The organism is Acinetobacter sp. AYS6 (assembly GCF_025630795.1).
Taxonomy (GTDB): Bacteria; Pseudomonadota; Gammaproteobacteria; order Pseudomonadales; family Moraxellaceae; genus Acinetobacter.
Genome location: NZ_JAOTNV010000009.1, coordinates 169,819 through 190,653, shown reverse-complemented (window position 1 = coordinate 190,653; position 20,835 = coordinate 169,819). Strand labels below are relative to the sequence as shown.

The 20,835-nt window shown below is 40.5% G+C and carries 16 protein-coding genes; 9 read left to right on the top strand and 7 right to left on the bottom strand.

Annotation, left to right across the window (positions count from 1 at the left end):
• Positions 1–116 precede the first annotated feature (116 nt).
• Both secA and OD757_RS15355 read left to right on the top strand, forming a co-directional pair.
• On the top strand, positions 117–2,837 hold the full coding sequence (secA, locus tag OD757_RS15360; RefSeq protein ID WP_009389430.1) for a preprotein translocase subunit SecA: 2,721 nt from the start codon (positions 117–119) through the stop codon (positions 2,835–2,837).
• 131 nt (positions 2,838–2,968) lie between these two features.
• On the top strand, positions 2,969–3,412 hold the full coding sequence (locus tag OD757_RS15355) for a hypothetical protein (RefSeq protein ID WP_204389097.1): 444 nt from the start codon (positions 2,969–2,971) through the stop codon (positions 3,410–3,412).
• Positions 3,413–3,479: 67 nt separating this feature from the next.
• Here OD757_RS15355 and OD757_RS15350 read toward each other — a convergent pair whose 3' ends face one another.
• Positions 3,480–4,790, bottom strand: coding sequence for an MFS transporter (locus OD757_RS15350; protein WP_004789185.1), 1,311 nt, complete (start codon positions 4,788–4,790; stop codon positions 3,480–3,482).
• Positions 4,791–4,923: 133 nt separating this feature from the next.
• Positions 4,924–5,565 carry a PAQR family membrane homeostasis protein TrhA gene (gene trhA / locus OD757_RS15345; RefSeq protein WP_009389402.1) on the bottom strand — a complete coding sequence of 214 codons (642 nt, stop codon included), beginning with the start codon at positions 5,563–5,565 and terminating at the stop codon, positions 4,924–4,926.
• A gap of 127 nt (positions 5,566–5,692) precedes the next feature.
• Here trhA and OD757_RS15340 point away from each other — a divergent pair, with 127 nt between their 5' ends.
• Together OD757_RS15340 and OD757_RS15335 are read left to right on the top strand one after the other, a co-directional pair.
• Positions 5,693–6,904 carry a class I SAM-dependent methyltransferase gene (locus OD757_RS15340; protein WP_263032396.1) on the top strand — a complete coding sequence of 404 codons (1,212 nt, stop codon included), beginning with the start codon at positions 5,693–5,695 and terminating at the stop codon, positions 6,902–6,904.
• Positions 6,905–6,916: 12 nt separating this feature from the next.
• Positions 6,917–7,336, top strand: coding sequence for a GNAT family N-acetyltransferase (locus tag OD757_RS15335; RefSeq protein ID WP_263032395.1), 420 nt, complete (start codon positions 6,917–6,919; stop codon positions 7,334–7,336).
• A 32-nt stretch (positions 7,337–7,368) separates the two neighbouring features.
• On the opposite strand, the gene OD757_RS15330 is transcribed toward OD757_RS15335, so the two are convergent.
• The 5 genes from OD757_RS15330 to OD757_RS15310 all read right to left on the bottom strand — a co-directional run bounded on the left by OD757_RS15330 (position 7,369) and on the right by OD757_RS15310 (position 13,207).
• Positions 7,369–8,229, bottom strand: a complete 861-nt coding sequence (locus tag OD757_RS15330; protein ID WP_263032394.1) for a patatin family protein — start codon at positions 8,227–8,229, stop codon at positions 7,369–7,371.
• A 15-nt stretch (positions 8,230–8,244) separates the two neighbouring features.
• On the bottom strand, positions 8,245–8,502 hold the full coding sequence (locus tag OD757_RS15325) for a hypothetical protein (RefSeq protein ID WP_263032393.1): 258 nt from the start codon (positions 8,500–8,502) through the stop codon (positions 8,245–8,247).
• Positions 8,503–8,666: 164 nt separating this feature from the next.
• The gene (locus OD757_RS15320; RefSeq protein ID WP_263032392.1) at positions 8,667–10,802 is read right to left on the bottom strand and encodes a 3-hydroxyacyl-CoA dehydrogenase NAD-binding domain-containing protein; all 2,136 of its coding nucleotides are present in this window, start codon (positions 10,800–10,802) and stop codon (positions 8,667–8,669) included.
• An 18-nt stretch (positions 10,803–10,820) separates the two neighbouring features.
• Positions 10,821–12,026, bottom strand: a complete 1,206-nt coding sequence (locus tag OD757_RS15315) for an acetyl-CoA C-acetyltransferase (RefSeq protein ID WP_263032391.1) — start codon at positions 12,024–12,026, stop codon at positions 10,821–10,823.
• A gap of 170 nt (positions 12,027–12,196) precedes the next feature.
• Positions 12,197–13,207, bottom strand: coding sequence for an AraC family transcriptional regulator (locus OD757_RS15310; RefSeq protein ID WP_004789200.1), 1,011 nt, complete (start codon positions 13,205–13,207; stop codon positions 12,197–12,199).
• Between the two features lie 210 nt (positions 13,208–13,417).
• Here OD757_RS15310 and OD757_RS15305 point away from each other — a divergent pair, with 210 nt between their 5' ends.
• The 5 genes from OD757_RS15305 to OD757_RS15285 all read left to right on the top strand — a co-directional run bounded on the left by OD757_RS15305 (position 13,418) and on the right by OD757_RS15285 (position 20,792).
• On the top strand, positions 13,418–14,536 hold the full coding sequence (locus OD757_RS15305; protein ID WP_263032390.1) for a CaiB/BaiF CoA transferase family protein: 1,119 nt from the start codon (positions 13,418–13,420) through the stop codon (positions 14,534–14,536).
• Positions 14,537–14,691: 155 nt separating this feature from the next.
• Positions 14,692–15,924 (top strand): carbohydrate porin, encoded by a 1,233-nt coding sequence (locus tag OD757_RS15300; protein ID WP_263032441.1) that lies wholly within the window; start codon positions 14,692–14,694, stop codon positions 15,922–15,924.
• Between the two features lie 174 nt (positions 15,925–16,098).
• Positions 16,099–18,504: a glucose/quinate/shikimate family membrane-bound PQQ-dependent dehydrogenase gene (locus OD757_RS15295; RefSeq protein WP_009389461.1), complete on the top strand. Its 2,406-nt coding sequence runs from the start codon at positions 16,099–16,101 to the stop codon at positions 18,502–18,504.
• 166 nt (positions 18,505–18,670) lie between these two features.
• On the top strand, positions 18,671–20,314 hold the full coding sequence (locus OD757_RS15290) for a nitrite/sulfite reductase (RefSeq protein ID WP_004789205.1): 1,644 nt from the start codon (positions 18,671–18,673) through the stop codon (positions 20,312–20,314).
• Complete coding sequence (locus tag OD757_RS15285) at positions 20,307–20,792, top strand: DUF934 domain-containing protein (protein WP_009389607.1); 486 nt, start codon at positions 20,307–20,309, stop codon at positions 20,790–20,792. The genes OD757_RS15290 and OD757_RS15285 overlap by 8 nt, the downstream gene beginning before the upstream one ends.
• Positions 20,793–20,835: the final 43 nt, after the last annotated feature.

Sequence of the window (20,835 nt, the reverse complement as noted above, 5' to 3'; positions counted from 1 at the left end):
CAGATTTTTTTTAGGGGTTTTGTGCAAACCCCTTGTACTTCAAATTTCTGGCACCATAATAAACGACTGAGAAAAAGTTTATTCATTTGACCAAGCAAGATTTAGAGAGTTTATCCATGTTGGCAAGTCTGATCGGAGGTATCTTCGGTACAAAAAATGAGCGCGAACTCAAACGCATGCGCAAAATTGTTGAGCAAATCAATGCGCTCGAGCCGACGATATCAGCTTTAAGCGATGCAGACTTATCTGCAAAAACTCCAGAATTCAAACAACGTTATAATAATGGCGAAAGTTTAGATAAATTACTTCCAGAAGCGTTTGCAGTTTGTCGTGAAGCAGCCAAGCGTGTAATGGGCATGCGTCACTATGACGTTCAGCTTATTGGTGGTATTACCTTACATGAAGGTAAAATTGCCGAAATGCGTACCGGTGAAGGTAAAACCCTGATGGGTACTTTGGCGTGTTATTTAAACGCATTAAGTGGCGAAGGCGTTCATGTGATTACTGTGAACGATTATTTGGCACAACGTGATGCTGAGTTGAACCGCCCATTATTTGAATTTTTGGGTTTATCGATTGGTACGATCTATTCAATGCAAGGCCCGTCTGAAAAAGCGGAAGCTTATCTTGCTGATATTACGTATGGTACCAATAACGAATTCGGTTTTGACTACTTACGTGACAACATGGTGTTTTCTTTAGCAGAAAAGAAACAACGTGGCTTGCACTATGCCATTATCGATGAAGTTGACTCAATCTTGATTGACGAAGCACGTACACCATTAATTATTTCTGGTCAAAGTGAAGACTCTTCGCATCTGTATGCTGCAATTAATACAATTCCCCCTAAATTACATCCGCAAAAAGAAGAAAAAGTGGTAGATGGTGGGCATTTCTGGATTGACGAAAAGCAGCGTTCAGTTGAAATGACTGAAATTGGTTATGAAACTGTTGAACAAGAACTCATTCAGATGGGGCTGTTGGCCGAAGGGGAAAGCTTATATTCAGCAACGAATCTCAGCCTTGTTCACCATGTATCTGCCGCTATTCGTGCACATTTCTTATTCCAGCGCGATGTTCACTATATTATTCACGATGGTGAAGTCGTGATTGTTGATGAACATACTGGCCGTACAATGCCAGGTCGTCGTTGGTCAGAAGGTTTGCATCAAGCAGTTGAAGCGAAAGAAGGTTTGGAAATTCAACCTGAAAACCAGACTTTAGCGACCACAACATTCCAGAATTACTTCCGTCTATATAAAAAGCTTTCAGGTATGACAGGTACTGCTGATACTGAAGCTGCGGAAATGAAAGAAATTTATGGCCTTGACGTGGTGATTATTCCAACTCACCGTCCAATGATTCGTAACGACCAAAACGATTTAATTTATTTAAACCGTAACGGTAAATACAATGCGATTATTCAAGAAATTATGAATATTCGTCAGCAGGGTGTTGCTCCGATTCTGATTGGTACAGCAACCATTGAAGCCAGTGAAATTCTATCTTCTAAGTTAATGCAGGCTGGTATTCACCACGAAGTTTTGAATGCAAAGCAACATGAGCGTGAAGCTGACATTATTGCTCAGGCAGGTAGCCCGAATGCAGTAACGATTGCAACGAACATGGCTGGTCGTGGTACTGACATTATCTTGGGTGGTAACTGGAAGGCGAAACTTGCCAAGCTTGAAAACCCTACTGCTGAAGATGAAGCACGTCTGAAAGCACAATGGGAACAAGACCACGAAGATGTATTGCAAGCAGGTGGTTTGCACATCATTGGTTCTGAACGCCATGAATCACGTCGTATTGATAACCAATTACGTGGTCGTGCGGGCCGTCAGGGTGACCCTGGTGTTTCTCGTTTCTATTTGTCTCTTGAAGATGACCTTATGCGTATTTTCGCAGGTGACCGTGTCGTTGGAATGATGCGCGCAATGGGTTTAAAAGAAGACGAAGCGATTGAACATAAAATGGTGAGTCGTTCAATTGAGAACGCTCAGCGTAAAGTTGAAGCGCGTAACTTTGATATTCGTAAAAACTTATTGAAATACGATGATGTGAATAATGAACAACGTAAGATCATTTATTCACAACGTGATGAAGTGTTAGCTGAAAATACTTTAAAAGAATACGTTGAAGAAATGCATCATGAAGTGATGAAAGGCGTGATTGCTAACTTTATTCCGCCAGAGTCGATTCATGACCAGTGGGATGTTGAAGGTTTAGAAAACGCTTTACGTATTGATTTAGGTATTGAGCTACCAATTCAAGAATGGTTAGATCAAGATCGCCGTCTAGATGAAGAAGGTTTGGTTGAGCGAATCAGTGATGAAGTGATTGAGCGCTATCGTCAACGCCGCGCTCAAATGGGTGATGAATCAGCAGCAATGCTTGAACGTCACTTCGTTTTAAACTCTCTTGATCGTCATTGGAAAGATCACTTAGCTGCAATGGATTATTTGCGACAAGGTATTCACTTACGTGGCTATGCGCAAAAGAATCCTGAACAGGAATACAAGAAGGAAGCTTTCAACCTGTTTGTAAATATGCTGGGTATTATTAAAACTGATGTTGTGACTGATCTGTCTCGCGTACATATCCCAACACCAGAAGAACTTGCAGAAATGGAAGCTCAACAGCAGCAGCAAGCTGAATCGATGAAGCTTTCTTTTGAACATGATGATGTAGATGGTTTAACTGGAGAAGTTACACTTTCTCAAGAAACCATGAACGAGTCTGATGATCAGCAAGCTTTCCCTGTTCCAGAAAGTCGCAATGCGCCATGCCCATGTGGATCTGGCCTAAAATATAAACAATGTCACGGTAAGATCTAATCTGCCTTACGAAAAAAAGCAGAACAATTGTTCTGCTTTTTTTATGTTTGTAGTAAGCCTGTGAATAATGTTTGCAGTTTTAAGCATTAAATGCTATTTACTTCTCATCCAGAGTGTATGTTGGAAAGACAATGAAAAAAGTATTACAACCTTTATTTTTAACTGTTCTTGCTGTGCCTAGTTTTGTTTTCGCAGCAGAAGCAACTTCAGCCCCTCAAACGACAACGGTTGATAAAGTACTTGCAGCAAAAGGGCCAACTTCGGCTCAGGCTGTAGTGAAGCAAGAAAATACAACAGTGATTAGTCCGCGTACAGGCATTCGCTATACGTTGGGTAATACAGGTAATCGCCCAATTATTTTACAAACTACAGCGATTGCTCCAGCAAATTCAGCAAATATTAATCGCATTGTGGCAACTAATCCTGCTTTATCTGCGAAGAGCCAAGAAAAAGCAAAAGTGGCACTCATTGGTGAAGCTGCTGTTGCCGGACCAGCTGCTGTTGCAGCAAGCAATTTAACAGCTCCTGCTGTAACGAATAGCATTGCACCTTCGAATCCAGCATCAATAAATTAAGTCATATATTTATAAAAAAAGCCGGTCAATCATGAACCGGCTTTTTTTATATAAGAATTTCTAATTTTTAGATCTGATTATTCACATCATCATTTTTTGTTTCACGAATGAGTAAGAACGCGATGAGTGATAAAAGGGATGCCGCGGTAAGATAATAACCAACCGCATATAAACCATAAGTTTCAGCAAGCTTCGTTGCAATAAGTGGCGCAAATGACGCACCAAAAATACCAGCCAAGTTAAACGTTAATGCTGAACCTGTATAACGCACTGAAGTTGGGAAAAGTTCAGAAAGAACTGTACCAATTGGACCATAAGTCAATCCCATAATTGCCAAGCCAGTACATAAGAAAAGGAATACGATTAAGGTATTTCCAGACTCTAACATACTAGAGAAGAACAAACCGAAAATCGCAGCTGCAATACAGACGCCAATTGAAGTTGTTTTACGGCCAAATTTTTCTGCAAAAATAGCAGATAAAGGTATGAATGCAGCAAAGCAAAGTGTGGCAAAGAGTTGAAGTTCTAAGAATTCACCACGCGCATAGCCAAGCTTTGTGGTTCCCCAGTTTAAGGCAAATACGGTAGTAAGATAGAACACGACAAATGTACAGATTGCTGCAATCGTACCAAGAATCAGCTTACCCGTATGTTTAGTGATAACTTCTTTAAATGGAATATTTACTTCTTTTTGCTTATCCAAAACTTTTTGGAATGCTGGCGTCTCATGGAGCTTTAAACGGATATATAAGCCCACAATCACTAATACAGCACTTGCAATAAAGGGAATACGCCAGCCCCATTGCATAAAGGCTTGCTCAGGAATAGTTGCACTCAATAATAAAAATGAACCAGTTGCTAAAATAAAGCCAATTGGAGCACCGAGCTGTGGGAACATGCCATACCATGCTCTTTTCCCTTCTGGGGCATTTTCAGTCGCGAGTAATACTGCACCGCTCCATTCACCACCTAAACCCAAGCCTTGTCCTAAACGACATACGGCCAATAGTAAGGGTGCGAAGATTCCGATGTGTGCATAGGTTGGAAGTAAACCAATACAGACGGTTGAAATACCCATTGTCAGTAAAGCTGCAACTAATGTGGCTTTACGACCAATACGGTCTCCTAAATGACCGAATATTGCTGCACCGATGGGGCGGGCAATAAAGGCAATTGCGAAGGTTGCTAAAGATTGTAAGACTGCGGCACTGCCACTACTAGCAGGGAAAAACAGGTGAGGAAAAATAATAACGGCAGCCGTTGCATAGATATAAAAGTCGAAGAACTCAATAGTTGTACCGACTAAGCTTGCAAACAGAACCCGTGTTTTCGAATTAGTGGCTACCGCCGGAGCAGCAGTCGCAGAGGTTGACTCCATATAAGACCTTATATCAGTTAAAATTTATTTTTGATTTACTATTCTTTTTAAAGAGGTATTTTTCTAAAAGAATAGCGTGAAAGAACATCATCCATGACTCTTTCAGGATCACTGAATAAGAGTGAAAAATGAACTAAACTATGTACCAATAGATAGCAAGGAAATGTGCTCCTGCACCTAAAAGCACAAAAATGTGCCAGATCGCATGGGTATATCTTACCTTTTTTAACGCGTAAAACAATGCTCCAACCGTATAAGCTAATCCACCAATGATCAAGAAAATCAATGCGTCTTTACTTAAATAGGTGCGCATATCGTCCATTACAAAAACGGCAAGCCATCCCATTAAAATATAAGCGAGCAAAGAAATTTTTTGAAAGCGGTGAATAAAAACTAACTTGAAAAGTGTACCAATTGCAGCAATGCTCCATAGTGCAATTAGCAGATAATGAGCTTTTGTAGTAGGAATCGCGATGCTTAAGAAAGGGGTATATGTTCCTGCAATTAAATAATAAATGGCTGTATGGTCAAGCTTCTTATACCAGTAACGTAGATTTTGTGTTTGAGCAAAGTGATAGAGTGTAGAGCTAGTGAAAACTAAAATGAGACTAAATGAGTATACCCATAAACCAACCCACTGAGCAGTTGGAAGATAAGATCCCTTCATAATTAAAAAGATAGAAGCAACAACTGCCATAACCACACCAGCACCATGGCTGTAGGCGTTAAATAATTCCTCTTTAGGATCGTAAGTTTCCAGTACAGATTTACTCATAAGTTTAATTTTTTTGATTAAAAATACGAATGTATAGAAATACAAAACAGTCGTAAAGTTATTTTATTTTTAATCCTAGACCCTTTAAACTTCTATTCTATATGAGTCTTCATTTTTAGGTATATCCGTGTCGGTTTTTTCCTTTGAGCAAGAGCAACAATTCTTCCATGAAATTAAGCAAATGCTTGATCAACAAATTTTTGAGCGTTTGATCTTGAGCCAGTACAAGGGAGAGTTGGAACAGCTGGAGAAAATCACTTTCCGTGTTGTAGAGTTACATGGGCAAAAACAGCTTTCAGCGTTATATCACCACACTACTCAGGATGTGACCAAAAACTATTCATTTGAAGAAGGTTTGCAGCAGATTAAGCAATTAATCATGGAGTGTAAGCAAGCGAATTTATTTTCGACTACTCAAGAAATTCAACTCAAAAAAAATAAGAAAAAAGCCTTATTGAATATGGGTAAAAAGCAGGCGGTAAATGCGACACAAACGGTTCAGACACATGATCGTGAAAAGCATCGCTATGTACAGCAGGGCAATGCGTTTTTAAAAGAGCTTGGTATTACCGATGAAAAAGGCCAAGTTATTCCAAGCATGGCGCGTAAATGGAAACAAATTAATAAATTTATTGAAATTTTTGCGAGTGCTTATGAGCAAATTGATGCCTCTCAGCAAGAACTACGAATTGTAGATTTTGGTTCTGGCAAAGGTTATTTAACTTTTGCGTTATATGATTATTTGCAAGAGCAGCAAAAAACACCATTGATCACTGGAGTTGAATTACGCCCGAATTTGGTTGAGTTTTGCCTGAATGTTGCAGATAAAGTGCATTTTAACCACTTAGACTTTTTTGAAGGTGACGTCCGTAGTTATCAGCCAGAAAAACTGGACGTTATGATTGCCTTACACGCGTGTGATATTGCAACAGACTTTGCCATTCATACTGGAATTCGTTTAAACGCTTCAATGATTATGTGCGCGCCGTGTTGTCACAAAGAGTTACGTCCACAGCTACATAGTCCTGAAGTGTTACAGCCAATGCTGCAATTTGGTATTCATGCGGGGCAACAAGCTGAAATGCTGACTGATACGTTACGTGCGTTACTTTTAAAAGCGTATGGCTATGAAACTAAAGTTTTTGAGTTTGTATCGCTTGAACATACCAGCAAAAATAAAATGATTTTGGCGACGAAACGCAAAAACGTTTCTGAACCTGATGCCAAGATTATGGCTCAAATCCAAGCATTGAAAGAAATGTACGGTATTAAAAAACAAACGTTGGAATTGTTGTTACAAGATCAATTGCCGATCGAAAATATTGGCTGCAAGTGTTAGGGCGGTGAGCGGATGTATAAAATTATAGAGGGTGGTTGGGAACAGCTCGAGAAAGATGCGAAATACATCCGTGAACAAGTCTTTATTCAAGAACAGGGAATTGCGCCTGAAGATGAATGGGACGACTTGGATGCCACAGTTTTGCATTTTATTGTTTATGACAAAAAGCAGCCTATCGCTACAGCACGTCTGTTGCCACAGCATAGCGTAGGGCGTGTTGCTGTTTTAGTGCCTTATCGAAAGCAGGGTATCGGTAAAATTTTAATGCAGCATATTATTGACTATGCGCACCATCATAAACTGCCTTATTTAAAGCTTTCAGCACAAACGTATGTGACCACTTTTTACGAAGCTTTAGGTTTTCATGCGAAAGGGGAAGTTTATGAAGACTGTGGCATTCCACATATTGATATGGTTTTAGAGTTAAATTGAGACTCCTTTTAGAAAGAAATCTCAATTTTAATTTATTTCATTGCATTCCAGCTTTCAATTGCCTGTAGACCTGTTTCTAAACCGACTTCGTAACTGTAGCGAAGTTTTTTCGGATTGGTAGTTAAACGGCCAGCCATATTTTTAAGAGGCGGTGGACAAATTTCTAAAATTTGCTGGTCTGGGTTTTGACCACGCACAAAATCTACTGAAGCGTTATAACGAGCGCAACGGCTACGCAAACTATTTGCAAAACCATAATGATGTTTAAATGCATATTTCGCGAGGAATTGATCACCGCGACTACTGGCCTTAAAGTAATTTTTCGGACGAGTGCGTAAAACCAATAGTTTTTTGACGTCACTTTGCTGAGCCGTCCAGCGAACGGGTAGGGCATCTGCAACGCCACCATCAAAGTAGGGTTCACCCATAATATCGACCGGATGACGCGTTAAAACTGGAATTGAGCTAGATGCACGAAGCGCATTTAACAGGTTATCTTTACCGGCACGAAGGTATTCAGCATGGCCTGTTTTAGCATGCGTCAACACCATATAAAAATCTGGATTTTTGGCAAATAGACTTTGCTGATCAAGTGGATGCTCTTTTTCACCAATTTCCCACATCCATTCTAAATCGAGTAAATCACCACCTTTAAAGAAGCGCTTGTAATCGATAAATTCAGGGCGAAGTGAGTGATCGACATAAAACGTTAGAGTGCGGCCTTGTTGACCAGCTAAGTAGTTTGCAACATTGGTTGAGCCAGATGACACTCCAACGTATAGATTGAAAGGATTGAACTGTTGTTGTAAAAACGTGTCAAGTACACCACTGGTAAAGGCACCACGCATGCCTCCACCCTCTACAACCAATGCATTACGGGAAAAATCTGTCATTTGAAAAATATCTGTTTACTGAGTTGAATGCTGATGTTCTGACATGTCCATTTCAGGCATGTTATCGCTATGTTGAGCTGGTTGTTCGGTAGAGTTTCCAGCTTTTTGTTGCATCTGCTCTTGTTGTGCTTTGCGCTGTGCTCCTGGCATATAGTCAGGTTCATTACTCATCGCTAAATAGAAAAAACCAAGGAAAATCGCACTTAAAACACCAACAATCAGAACAAATTTCCAGCCTAAAATTGCTGACTCGGAAGAGTTTTTATCGGACATAAGGATTTCTCGAATGTGCTTTAGAAGCACAAAAATGAAGTCTATTTATAGCATATTTAGGCAGTCGGCTGAAATCTTAAAGGTCATAAACAAAAACCCATATAAATAAAATATATTTATATGGGCAAGGTTTATGCAGTTTTTAAATATTCAATATGTCTAAGTTATTGAATATTTTGTTTCTGCTCTGCTTTGGTTTTTAGTAAAGCTGGCGGTGTAAAACGTTCACCATATTTTGTAGCCAATTCTTCGGCGCGTTTTTGTGCTTTATCAGTACCGTATTGATTGAGGAATTGAATTGCTCCACCCGTCCAAGGCGCGTAACCAATCCCAAAGATAGAACCGACATTGGCATCAATCACAGACTCTAATACGCCTTCTTCATAACAACGTAAGGTATCTAAAGCTTGTACAAACAGAATGCGATCAATCATGTCTTGTTCAGAAATGTCATGATCTTTTTGCCAGCGGTTTAAGCCTTCCCAAAGATGCTTTTTACCATTTTCAGGATAGTCATAGAAACCTGCACCAGCCGCCTTACCTTTACGGTTTAACTCATGAATCATGGTGTGAACCACTTCATCTACAGAAGTTTTAGGTAAATCTTTACCTTCGGCTTGTAATGCTTTGCGTGCTTCATTAGCAACATGTTCGGTTAATGTTAAAGATACTTCATCTTGAATGGCGAGTGGGCCAACTGGCATACCAGCTTTAAGCGCTGCCATTTCGATACGCGCTGGATGAACACCTTCGGCAAGCAAGCGCATACCTTCTTGAATGAACGTACCAAACACACGACTCGTAAAGAAACCACGGCTATCATTAACAACAATCGGTGTTTTTCCAATTTGTTGTACGAAGTCGTAGGCTTTAGCAAGTGTCTCTGCGGAGGTGTTTTTACCTTTAATAATCTCGACCAACTGCATTTTGTCGACAGGGCTAAAGAAGTGCAGACCGATAAAAGCTTTATCATCTTTACTTGCTTGAGCTAAACCTGTAATTGGCAGGGTTGATGTATTTGATGCCATTACGCCATTAGGCGCTAAATATTGTTCAGCTTCTTGAGTGACTTTAGCCTTGAGCTCTTGATTTTCAAATACTGCTTCAATAATTAAGTCACAGCCTTGTAGATCTGCTGCTGAAGCGGTAGCCGTAATCAGTGTTAAAACCTGATCACGTTTTTCTGCGGTCATACGGCCTTGTGAAACACGTTTATCAAGAAGCTTTTGTGAGTAAGCTTTACCTTTCTCAGCATTTTCAACAGATACATCTTTCAGTACAACTGGAATGCCTTTAATTGCGGCTGAATATGCAATGCCCGCACCCATCATGCCCGCACCTAACACACCCACTTTAGTCGCTTGCCATTTTGCAATATCGGCAGGGCGGCTCGCACCAGATTTAATTGCATTTAGACCGTGCCAGAAAGTGCCGATCATATTTTTAGAGATTTGGCCTGTTGTAAGCTGAGTAAAGTAGCGAGACTCAATACGCAGTGCAGTATCTACATCGACTTGAGCGCCTTCAACAGCGGCAGCCATAATCGCTTCAGGGGCAGGGTAACAACCTTTGGTTTTGTCTCTTAACATGGCGGGGGCAATTGCAAGAACTTGTGCAACTGCTGGAGTCTTTGGATCACCACCTGGAATTTTATAGCCCTTCACGTCAAAAGGCTGCTGAGATTTTGGATTTGCTTTGATCCAAGCAATTGCTTTATCTAAAAGCTCTTGTTCATTTTCAGCAGTATCGTGAATTAAGCCTAAAGATTTTGCTTTATCAACACCGAACTGTTTGCCTTCCATTAAAAATGGGAATGCATTTTGAAGTCCGAGTAGACGTACCATACGGACAATACCACCGCCACCTGGTAACAATCCTAAAGTGACTTCTGGTAAGCCAAATTTGCTTTTAGGGTCATTGATTGCAATACGGTGATGACAACTTAAAGCGATTTCCCAACCACCGCCAAGGGCTGTGCCATTTAATGCTGCAACGACTGGAATACCAATCGTTTCAATTGTGCGTAAATGACCTTTTAGCTTTTCAACCATATTGAAAAAGTCAGTCGCATGTTCAGGCTGAACTTGAATCAGCTCATCTAGATCACCGCCTGCAAAGAAAGTTTTTTTGGCTGAGCGGAAAATAACACCTGAAAGTTCTGTTTCTGCTTTAAGTTTCTGAGTCGCCTCATCGAGCGAGTCACGAAACTCGGCATTCATGGTGTTTGCAGATTGACCAGTTGAATCAAGCGTTAATATGACAATATTGTCGGCATTTTTTTCGTATTGAATTGCACTCATCTTTTATATCCCTAATTTTTATACGCGTTCAATAATGGTGGCAATACCCATTCCACCGCCAACACAGAGCGTCGCTAAACCGCGCTTTTTGTCTTGTCGTTCAAGCTCATCAAGTAGTGTGCCTAAAATCATGGCACCTGTTGCTCCTAACGGATGGCCTAAAGCAATTGCACCGCCATTTACATTGACTTTTTCAGCAGGGACGTTGAGCTCATTAATAAAACGCATAACAACAGCCGCAAATGCTTCATTGACTTCAAATAGGTCAATATCATCAATCGTAAGGCCAGCTTTTTCTAACGCTTTACGTGCAGCAGGAGCAGGGCCTGTCAGCATAATCGTTGGGTCAGTGCCGACTAATGCAGTCGCCAAAACTTTAGCACGTGGTTTTAAATTTTGTTCTTTTACCGCTTTTTCTGAGGCTAATAAAACAACAGCAGCACCATCGACAATGCCTGACGAGTTACCTGCGTGATGAACATGATTTATTTTTTGTGCTTCCGGATATTTTTGTAAAGCAACTGCATCAAAACCCATTTGCCCCATCATTTCAAAACTTGGGTTGAGCTTCGTTAGACCTTCGAGTGTGGTATTGCCTTTAATAAACTCATCTTTATCTAAAATCACCACACCTGCGTGATCTTTTACTGGTACGACTGAGTGATTGAAATAACCATTTGATTGAGCCGCCGCCGCTTTTTGTTGTGACTTCACAGCGAAATTATCAACATCTTCTCGGCTATAGCCATCTAATGTTGCAATGAGGTCGGCCCCGATGCCTTGTGGAACAAATGATGACTTAAGGTTTGTTTCTGGGTCTAGCGCCCATGGTCCACCATCGGAACCCATTGGAATGCGTGACATTAATTCAACACCACCAGCAACCACTAAATCTTCCCAGCCTGAGCGAACTTTCATGGCTGCCATGTTGACTGCTTCTAAACCTGAAGCACAAAAACGATTGATTTGTACCCCAGCAACATCATCATTCCAACCCGCTGCAATCGCTGCTGTTTTTGCTATGTCACCGCCTTGATCACCAATTGGTGTTACACAGCCCAAAACAATGTCGTCAACTTTAGATGTATCGAGTTGATGGCGCTGCTGTAATTCATTTAATAAAGTGGTGAGTAAGGTAATTGGTTTTACTTCGTAAAGAGAGCCATCTTTTTTTCCTTTTCCGCGTGGTGTGCGAATGGCATCAATAATATAAGCCTCGCTCATAACAGTTCCTTTTTTATTGCTTAAAATTTATTTGTGTTTTGAGTGTACTGGTTTTAATAGCGAGTGCAATGACGATAAGCGCACCAGTCAGGTGATGATTTTTGCCAATAGAAATACAAAAAAGCCCAAGTCGAACTTGGGCTAAATGTGAAACTAAAGAGATTTAAGAATTAGTGATAACCGTGTAGCTGGCGATATAAACCTGGGGTTACGCCTGTCCACTTTTTAAATGCACGGTGGAATGTACTGGTTTCACTAAAACCGACTTGTTGAGCAACGTCTTCAAGTGTTAATTCAGGGTTGAGTAATAAGTGAATTGCAGCATCTCGACGCAAAGCATCTTTTACGCCTTGATAGCTTTTCCCTTCAGCAGCCAAGCGGCGACGTAAGGTTTGAGGAGATAAATACAGCATTGATGCAACGTCATTAAGCGTTGGCATTTCTTCACCAATCTGGCTTTTGAGCACTTCACGAATACGAGAAGTCAGCGAGTTGGTGTTTTTGAATTTGACTAAAAGCTGAGCAGGTGCTGCTTTTAAGAACTCTTCTAGCGTTTTTTCATCTTGGCGGATTGGTAAATCAAGATAATCAGCCGCAAAGGTAATTTCAGTACGTGGTGCATCAAACTGCATGACTGGTGCAAAAAATAATGCATCATATTCATCTGCATGTGCAGGACGTGGGTAACTAAAATGAACACGCTCTAATGGCAAACGGCGTTCAATTAACCATGATGCTAGACCGTGCCAAATCATAAGCATACTTTCGGTAATGAAATGATCTGGATCTAAAGTTTTTGGAATGAGCGGAACTAGGCGTGCTTCATGCTTGTCACGTTCTAGGCTGACAGACCATTCATCGCCAAATAATTTGTAAAATTGAGATGACAGTTCAAGGGCTTGGCCCAATGTTTTTGCGTGAATAATCAACTGACACATAATGGCAAAAGTGCCCAGACGACGTGGTTGTACGTCAAATCCAACGTGTTCATCCTGTGTGACCATCCACAACATTTTTATAAAACGAGTGTATTGTTCTGGTGAGATTCGAGCTTTAGGTTGACGTAATAATTCCGCTTCAATGCCCACATGTGAAAGGAGCATTTCAACATCCATGCCAAGGCGCTTTACGCCTGTCAAAGCCGCATTCACGAAGTGGATGCTAATCGTATCGCGACTCATATTGAATCCTTCAGTCTCTTTGATGTTCACTTTAAATTGACCTAAATGACCGTCTAAAAAAATAAATTGGCGATTTACAACAGAGTAAAAGCACTTTTTACATGTTAAATTGCCGAAATGATCAAGGTAAATGGCTGAACATGACATTGTTTTAGAATATTTGCTTAACTAATATAAAAGAAAATATGAATAATAGTGGTTAAAAAAACGATGACGACAGCATTAAATGGACTTAAAGTTCTCGATTTCTCGACACTCTTACCTGGACCTTTTGCCACAATGTACTTAGCCGATATGGGTGCAGAAGTTATCCATATCGAATCTCCATCACGACCTGATCTAATTCGGATCATGCCGCCATACGCAAATGGGCAAGCAACAGCACATAGTTATTTAAATCGAAATAAACAGTCGATTGTTCTCGATTTAAAAGATCCGGCGAGTATTGAATTAATTAAAGCCAAGATTTCTGATTTTGATATTGTCATAGAGCAGTTTCGACCTGATGTCATGCACCGCTTAGGATTAGACTACTCAACACTTGCCGAAATTAACCCGCGTTTAATTTACTGCTCAATTACAGGTTATGGTCAAACTGGAAGCTATAAAGATAGAGCAGGGCATGACATTAACTATTTAGCCTTAGCTGGTATTGCTGGGTATAGCGGACGACAAGACAGTGGTCCGCCACCGCTCGGTATTCAAGTTGCAGATATTGCAGGTGGTTCCCTTCATGCGGTCATCGCTATTTTAGCTGCGGTGGTTGAACGTGAGCGTAGTGGAATGGGGCAATATATTGATATTTCCATGACTGATTGTGTTGCTAGCTTAAATAGTATGGCTGCTTCAGCCACACTTGCTGCACAGGTCGAGCAGGCTCCAGAGCATGGCATGCTCAATGGGGGCATTTTCTATGATTATTATATGACGCAAGATGGTCGTTATCTTTCAATTGGTAGTCTTGAACCACAATTTATGTCAGGTTTATCAATCGCTCTTGACTTGCCACTATTATTACAAAAAGGTGCTTCATTAGATGCCGAAGATCGACAAGAAGTTAAACAAGCTATTCAAGAAAAAATTAAAAGCAAAACATTTAAAGAATGGCATGAAATTTTTGCAAATCTTGATGTGTGTGTAGAACCTGTCTTAAGTCTAAATGAGGCATTAAATTCGCCCTTAGCACAACAACGTGGATGGATTGTGGATGTACCTTTGCAAAATAATACAGCCGATACCGAACCACAATTAGCTTGTCCAATTAAGTTTTCAAGATCAAAAATGAGATATTCCTTTATAGGTCAGAAACTTGGTGAGGGACGGTGGTAAAGAGCAGGGGCTATTTGTTATACAATGTGTATTAAGATTATTATTAGATTAATCAATTGATTAACATTTTGAATAATTTCTTTACATAAAATTAGCGTACCCTTTATAAACAAAGACATAAAAGGTATGTAAACATGAAAACACATAAATCCTTGATGGCTTCCTGTTTATCCGTTTTATCAATTACTCTTTTTATACAGCACGCACAGGCTGCTGCTGCATTTGACCCAAATAGTCCTTGGATGTTGGGTGATTGGAACGGTCAACGCACCGCGTTACAAGCACAAGGTTATGATTTTTCTTTTGGATATACCGGCGAATACGCCGGTATTTTAGATTCAAAAAATACATCTACGCATGGTAGTGCTTATACGGGGCAACTGGCATTAGGAACTCATTTTGACCTAAATAAAATTTTAGGGTGGCAAGATACCGAAGCTCAAATCACGTTAACTTATCGTGATGGGCAATCGCTTTCTGAACATTCACCAGCTTTAGCAGGGCATTTAAGCTCAGTACAAGAAGTGTGGGGGCGTGAGCAAACTTGGCGTTTAACAGATTTGTGGATTAAGAAAAAATTCATGGATCAAAAATTAGACGTTAAAGTCGGTCGTTTTGGTGAAGGTGAAGACTTTAATAGTTTTGACTGTGATTTCCAGAACTTGGCGCTTTGTGGCTCGCAAGTCGGTAACTGGGTAGGTGATCAGTGGTATAACTGGCCAGTTAGCCAATGGGCAATGCGTGTTAAATATAACTTGCAGCCTGACCTATATACGCAAGTAGGGGTATATGAATATAACCCAGAAAATCTGGACCGAGGCAAAGGTTTTAACCTAAGTACTGATGGTTCACATGGGGCAATTATTCCTGCCGAAGTGGTGTGGTCACCTAAATTAGGTGCTCAAAGCATGGCTGGTGAATACCGTTTAGGTTATTACTACAGCACTGCCGATGCCGAAGAAATTACAAATAAGGCTCAAACATCTCATAAGCAAGGTGTATGGGTAACTGCAAAACAAAAATTATTCCAGCCTGCTGATCAAACAGACCGTGGGTTGACTGGTTTTGTGAACCTGACGTTCCACGACTCTGATACCAACAAAATTGATAACATGCAAAATGTAGGCTTGGTCTATAAAGGTTTGCTCAATCAACGTCCTCAAGATGAGTTGGCATTAGGTGTTGCGCGTATCCATATCAACGATGATTGGAACGATGTCCAAACTAAAGAATATGACACTGAATACAATACCGAGCTTTACTACGGTATTCATGCGACAAACTGGCTGACTATCCGTCCAAATGTGCAATATGTTCGTCATGTTGGTGCATTAAAAAATGGTGATAACACTTGGGTAGGCGGTATTAAATTCTCAACTGCATTCTAAGCGTAATTACCCTGAAAACGGATTGTCGAGGACTAAATCATTGATTGAAGTATCCTGACCTTCCGTTTTTTCTTTATGCCTGAATTTTGTTTTAGATGTATTGGTGATGTCGATTTTTAATTTAAAACTCGGCATATCTTTCCGATAAAAATGATGATTGATAAGAGGTGGTTTATGAATCAACCTACTTCAAGATCAGGTTTAACGACTTTTACCGTAATTATTATTGGGTTATTAGCGTTATTCCTGTTAATTGGAGGTATTTGGCTCGCTACATTAGGCGGTTCAATTTACTATATTATTGCTGGTGTATTACTCCTTATTGTTGCATGGCAACTCTATAAGCGCGCATCTACGGCCCTATGGGTATATGCCGCTTTGATGCTAGGTACTATTATTTGGGGCGTCTGGGAAGTTGGAACTGACTTCTGGGCACTTGCACCTCGTTTAGATATTTTAGGTATTCTTGGTTTATGGTTATTGATTCCAGCTGTGACTCGTGGAATCAACAACCTTGGATCAAGTAAAGTTGCCTTATCTTCTACTCTAGCAATTGCAATCTTGTTGATGGTCTATTCCATTTTCAACGATCCGCAAGAAATTAATGGTGAAATCAAGACACCTCAACCAGAAACAGCTCAGGCTGTACCTGGTGTTGCTGAAAGTGACTGGCCAGCCTATGGTCGTACTCAGGCAGGTGTACGTTACTCTCCGTTGAAACAGATTAATGATCAAAACGTAAAAGATTTGAAAGTTGCTTGGACTTTACGTACTGGCGATCTTAAAACGGGTAATGACTCTGGCGAAACAACTAATCAGGTTACACCGATTAAAATCGGTAATAACATGTTTATCTGTACAGCTCATCAACAATTAATTTCGATTGATCCTGCGACAGGTAAAGAAAAATGGCGTTTTGATCCGAAGCTTAAAACGGATAAATCGTTCCAGCATTTAACTTGTCGTGGTGTGATGTACTACGATGCAAACAATACAACTGAGTTTGCAACGAGTCTTCAAGGCAAGAAATCTAACTCTACACAATGTCCGCGTAAAGTCTTCGTTCCAGTGAATGATGGCCGTTTAGTGGCTGTGAATGCTGACACTGGTAAAGCATGTACTGACTTTGGTCAAAATGGTGAAGTGAACTTGCAAGAGTTTATGCCATACGCTTACCCAGGTGGTTACAACCCAACATCTCCTGGTATCGTGACTGGTTCAACTGTTGTTATTGCTGGTTCGGTAACCGATAACTACTCAAGTAAAGAACCATCTGGTGTAATTCGCGGCTACGACGTTAACACTGGTAAACTTCTTTGGGTATTTGATACAGGCGCAGCAGATCCAAATGCAATGCCGGGTGAAGGAACTACTTTTGTTCATAACTCGCCAAACGCGTGGGCACCTTTAGCATACGATGCCAAACTTGATATCGTTTATGTACCAACAGGTGTAGGTACACCAGACATCTGGGGTGGCGACCGTACCGAGTTGAAAGAACGTTATGCAAACTCGATGTTAGCAATTAATGCTTCAACTGGTAAATTAGTGTGGAACTTCCAGACAACCCATCACGATTTATGGGATATGGACGTACCATCACAACCATCTTTAGCTGATATCAAAAACAAAGCTGGCCAAACTGTTCCTGCAATCTATGTATTGACGAAAACTGGTAATGCCTTTGTGCTTGATCGCCGTAATGGTCAACCGATTGTTCCTGTAACTGAGAAACCAGTTCCACAAACAGTTAAACGTGGACCACAAACTAAAGGCGAGCATTATTCAAAAACTCAGCCATTCTCTGACTTGAACTTGGCACCACAAGACAAATTGACTGATAAAGATATGTGGGGTGCCACTATGCTTGATCAGCTCATGTGTCGTGTATCTTTCAAACGTCTAAATTACGATGGTATTTATACTCCACCATCTGAAAACGGTACTTTAGTTTTCCCTGGTAACTTAGGTGTGTTTGAATGGGGCGGTATGTCAGTTAACCCTGATCGTCAGGTTGCTGTGATGAACCCGATTGGCCTGCCATTCGTTAGTCGTTTAATTCCTGCCGATCCAAACCGTGCAGAAACTGCAAAAGGTGCGGGAACTGAACAGGGCGTACAACCGATGTACGGCGTACCTTATGGTGTTGAAATTAGCGCATTCTTATCTCCGCTTGGTTTACCTTGTAAACAACCAGCTTGGGGCTATGTAGCTGGCGTAGATTTGAAAACTCATGAAGTGGTATGGAAAAAACGTATTGGTACAATTCGTGACAGCTTACCGAACTTGTTCCAGTTACCAGCTGTGAAAATTGGTGTGCCTGGTTTAGGTGGTTCAATTTCTACTGCCGGTAATGTCATGTTTGTTGGTGCAACTCAAGATAACTACTTACGTGCGTTTAACGTCACGAATGGTAAGAAACTTTGGGAAGCGCGTTTACCAGCGGGTGGACAAGCAACACCAATGACTTATGAAATCAATGGTAAGCAATATGTTGTGATCATGGCTGGTGGTCATGGTTCATTTGGTACAAAAATGGGCGACTATTTAGTGGCTTACGCTTTACCAGATAACAAATAAAATGCTTCTATAAAAAGAGCCCGGATTTATCCGGGCTTTTTTTATATTGATTTATATTAAAGCTTATCAATAAAACCGTTATTAAATATGCAAAAAAAGCATTTTATTGATGAATGAAAGCTCGCTATGCTATCCGCCTTAATAATGAATCTACTAGCCATACGCCATGTATTTATATACCGATTTCGACCAGCAGCTGGTTAATGAACGAGTTGCTCAGTTCCGTGATCAGACTGAACGCTATTTAGCTGGCAAACTTTCTGAAGATGAATATCGTCCGTTACGTTTGCAAAATGGTTTATATGTGCAACGCTATGCGCCTATGCTGCGTATTGCTGTGCCGTATGGCTTAATGAATTCTAAGCAATTACGTAAAGTTGCTGAAGTTTCAACTGCTTATGACCGTGGTTATGCACACGTATCTACACGTCAAAACATCCAGCTGAACTGGCCTGCACTTGAAGATGTGCCAGATATTTTGGCAGAACTTGCAACTGTACAAATGCATGCCATTCAAACCAGTGGTAACTGTATTCGTAACACAACAACTGACCAATATGCAGGTGTAGTTGCTGGTGAAATTGCAGACCCACGTCCAACATGTGAATTGATTCGTCAGTGGAGTACGTTCCACCCTGAATTTGCATTCTTGCCACGTAAGTTCAAAATTGCTGTTTCTGCACTTGAAGAAAAAGATCGTGCAGCAACTGCATTCCACGATATTGGTGTTTATATTGTGCGTAATGAAGCGGGTGAAATCGGCTATAAAATTATGGCTGGTGGTGGTTTAGGCCGTACCCCAATCATTGGTAGCGTTATTCGTGAGTTTTTACCGCGTGAAGATTTAATTGCTTACTTAGAAGCGGTTCTACGTGTTTATAACTTGCATGGCCGTCGTGATAACAAATATAAAGCGCGTATTAAAATTCTAGTTAAAGCGTTAACTCCTGAAGTGTTTGCACAGAAAGTTGAAGCTGAATTTGAACATACACGTGAAGCATTGAAAATTCAGCCAGAAATCTTGAAAAAATTGGATGAAGAGTTCACTCCTTTTGACTATCAAGATTTAGCAGATGAAGACTTCACAGCTTTATTTGCTGAGCATCCAAAATTCAAACAATGGTTCAACATCAACACACATGCGCATAAAGTGAAGGGCTATCGTATTGTTACGATTTCTCTGAAACGTGCAGGTATCGCACCGGGCGATATGACCACCGAAGAAATGAATTTTATTGCAGATCTTGCTGATAAATATACTTTCGGTGAACTTCGCACGACTCATGAACAAAACATTGCTTTAGCAGATGTGCCTCAAAAAGATTTGTTCGATGTATGGCAAGCACTTGAACAACAAAATATGGCACGTGCACATATTGGTTTTATTACCGATATCATTAGTTGCCCAGGCGGTGATTTCTGTTCACTTGCAAATGCGAAATCAATTCCTATTGCTGAAGCGATTACACGTCGTTTCGATGACTTAGATAAAGTTTATGATCTTGGTCATTTAGATCTAAATATCTCGGGTTGTATGAATGCTTGTGGTCATCACCACGTAGGTAACATCGGAATTTTAGGTGTAGATAAGAAAGGCGCTGAATTCTATCAAATTACATTGGGTGGTAATTCAGATCACGATGCATCGATCGGTGACATCTTAGGGCCATCTTTTGCAGCAGATGCTGTTCCAGATGTTATTGAAGAAGTATTAAATACTTACCTAGATTTACGTACTGAAGGTGAGCGTTTTGTTGATACATATCGCCGTGTAGGAATTCAACCATTTAAGGAGCGTGCATATGCTTAATACAGCTCTACCAGTGCTTTATAAAGATGGCACGATCGCAGACAATACTTACCAAATCATTGCTGAAGATGGTGTAGTTCCTCAAGGTGATGTTGTGGTAACAACGGCTCAACTTGACCAATTAGTTAACGTTCAAGGCAAAAAAGCTTTGTATGTGACGGTAAATGATTCACCTGAAGATCATAGCTTTCCATTAAATGAACTTGATTCAATTTTTATTGAGTTTGCCGGTTTTGGTGATGGTCGAGGCTACTCATTTGCAGCACTGTTACGCCGCCAAGGTTTCCAAGGTGAGTTACGTGCAACGGGTGATGTGTTTAAGGATGTTTTAAATTACTTAAAGCGTTCTGGTTTTGATAGTTTTGTTGTAAAAGAAGGTAAAGATGTGCAAGAAGCTGCGGCAGGTTTGCAAGACTTTACCAATCCGTATCAAGCTTCAACTGGTGTGCCAGAAGCGAGTTATCAAACAGGTGCTTAATAAATCCTGAAATAAAAAATCCCGCAATTTGCGGGATTTTTTA

Excerpts from the sequence above, each read along its gene's own strand:
- OD757_RS15300 (WP_263032441.1), top strand. The coding sequence starts at position 14,692 with ATGGCTTCCTGTTTATCCGTTTTATCAATTACTCTTTTTATACAGCAC.
- OD757_RS15305 (WP_263032390.1), top strand. The coding sequence starts at position 13,418 with ATGACGACAGCATTAAATGGACTTAAAGTTCTCGATTTCTCGACACTC.
- OD757_RS15335 (WP_263032395.1), top strand. The coding sequence starts at position 6,917 with ATGTATAAAATTATAGAGGGTGGTTGGGAACAGCTCGAGAAAGATGCG.
- OD757_RS15355 (WP_204389097.1), top strand. The coding sequence starts at position 2,969 with ATGAAAAAAGTATTACAACCTTTATTTTTAACTGTTCTTGCTGTGCCT.
- OD757_RS15350 (WP_004789185.1), bottom strand. The coding sequence starts at position 4,790 with ATGGAGTCAACCTCTGCGACTGCTGCTCCGGCGGTAGCCACTAATTCG.
- OD757_RS15320 (WP_263032392.1), bottom strand. The coding sequence starts at position 10,802 with ATGAGTGCAATTCAATACGAAAAAAATGCCGACAATATTGTCATATTA.
- trhA (WP_009389402.1), bottom strand. The coding sequence starts at position 5,565 with ATGAGTAAATCTGTACTGGAAACTTACGATCCTAAAGAGGAATTATTT.
- OD757_RS15310 (WP_004789200.1), bottom strand. The coding sequence starts at position 13,207 with ATGAGTCGCGATACGATTAGCATCCACTTCGTGAATGCGGCTTTGACA.
- OD757_RS15315 (WP_263032391.1), bottom strand. The coding sequence starts at position 12,026 with ATGAGCGAGGCTTATATTATTGATGCCATTCGCACACCACGCGGAAAA.
- OD757_RS15325 (WP_263032393.1), bottom strand. The coding sequence starts at position 8,502 with ATGTCCGATAAAAACTCTTCCGAGTCAGCAATTTTAGGCTGGAAATTT.
- OD757_RS15330 (WP_263032394.1), bottom strand. The coding sequence starts at position 8,229 with ATGACAGATTTTTCCCGTAATGCATTGGTTGTAGAGGGTGGAGGCATG.
- OD757_RS15290 (WP_004789205.1), top strand. The coding sequence starts at position 18,671 with ATGTATTTATATACCGATTTCGACCAGCAGCTGGTTAATGAACGAGTT.
- OD757_RS15295 (WP_009389461.1), top strand. The coding sequence starts at position 16,099 with ATGAATCAACCTACTTCAAGATCAGGTTTAACGACTTTTACCGTAATT.
- secA (WP_009389430.1), top strand. The coding sequence starts at position 117 with ATGTTGGCAAGTCTGATCGGAGGTATCTTCGGTACAAAAAATGAGCGC.
- OD757_RS15285 (WP_009389607.1), top strand. The coding sequence starts at position 20,307 with ATGCTTAATACAGCTCTACCAGTGCTTTATAAAGATGGCACGATCGCA.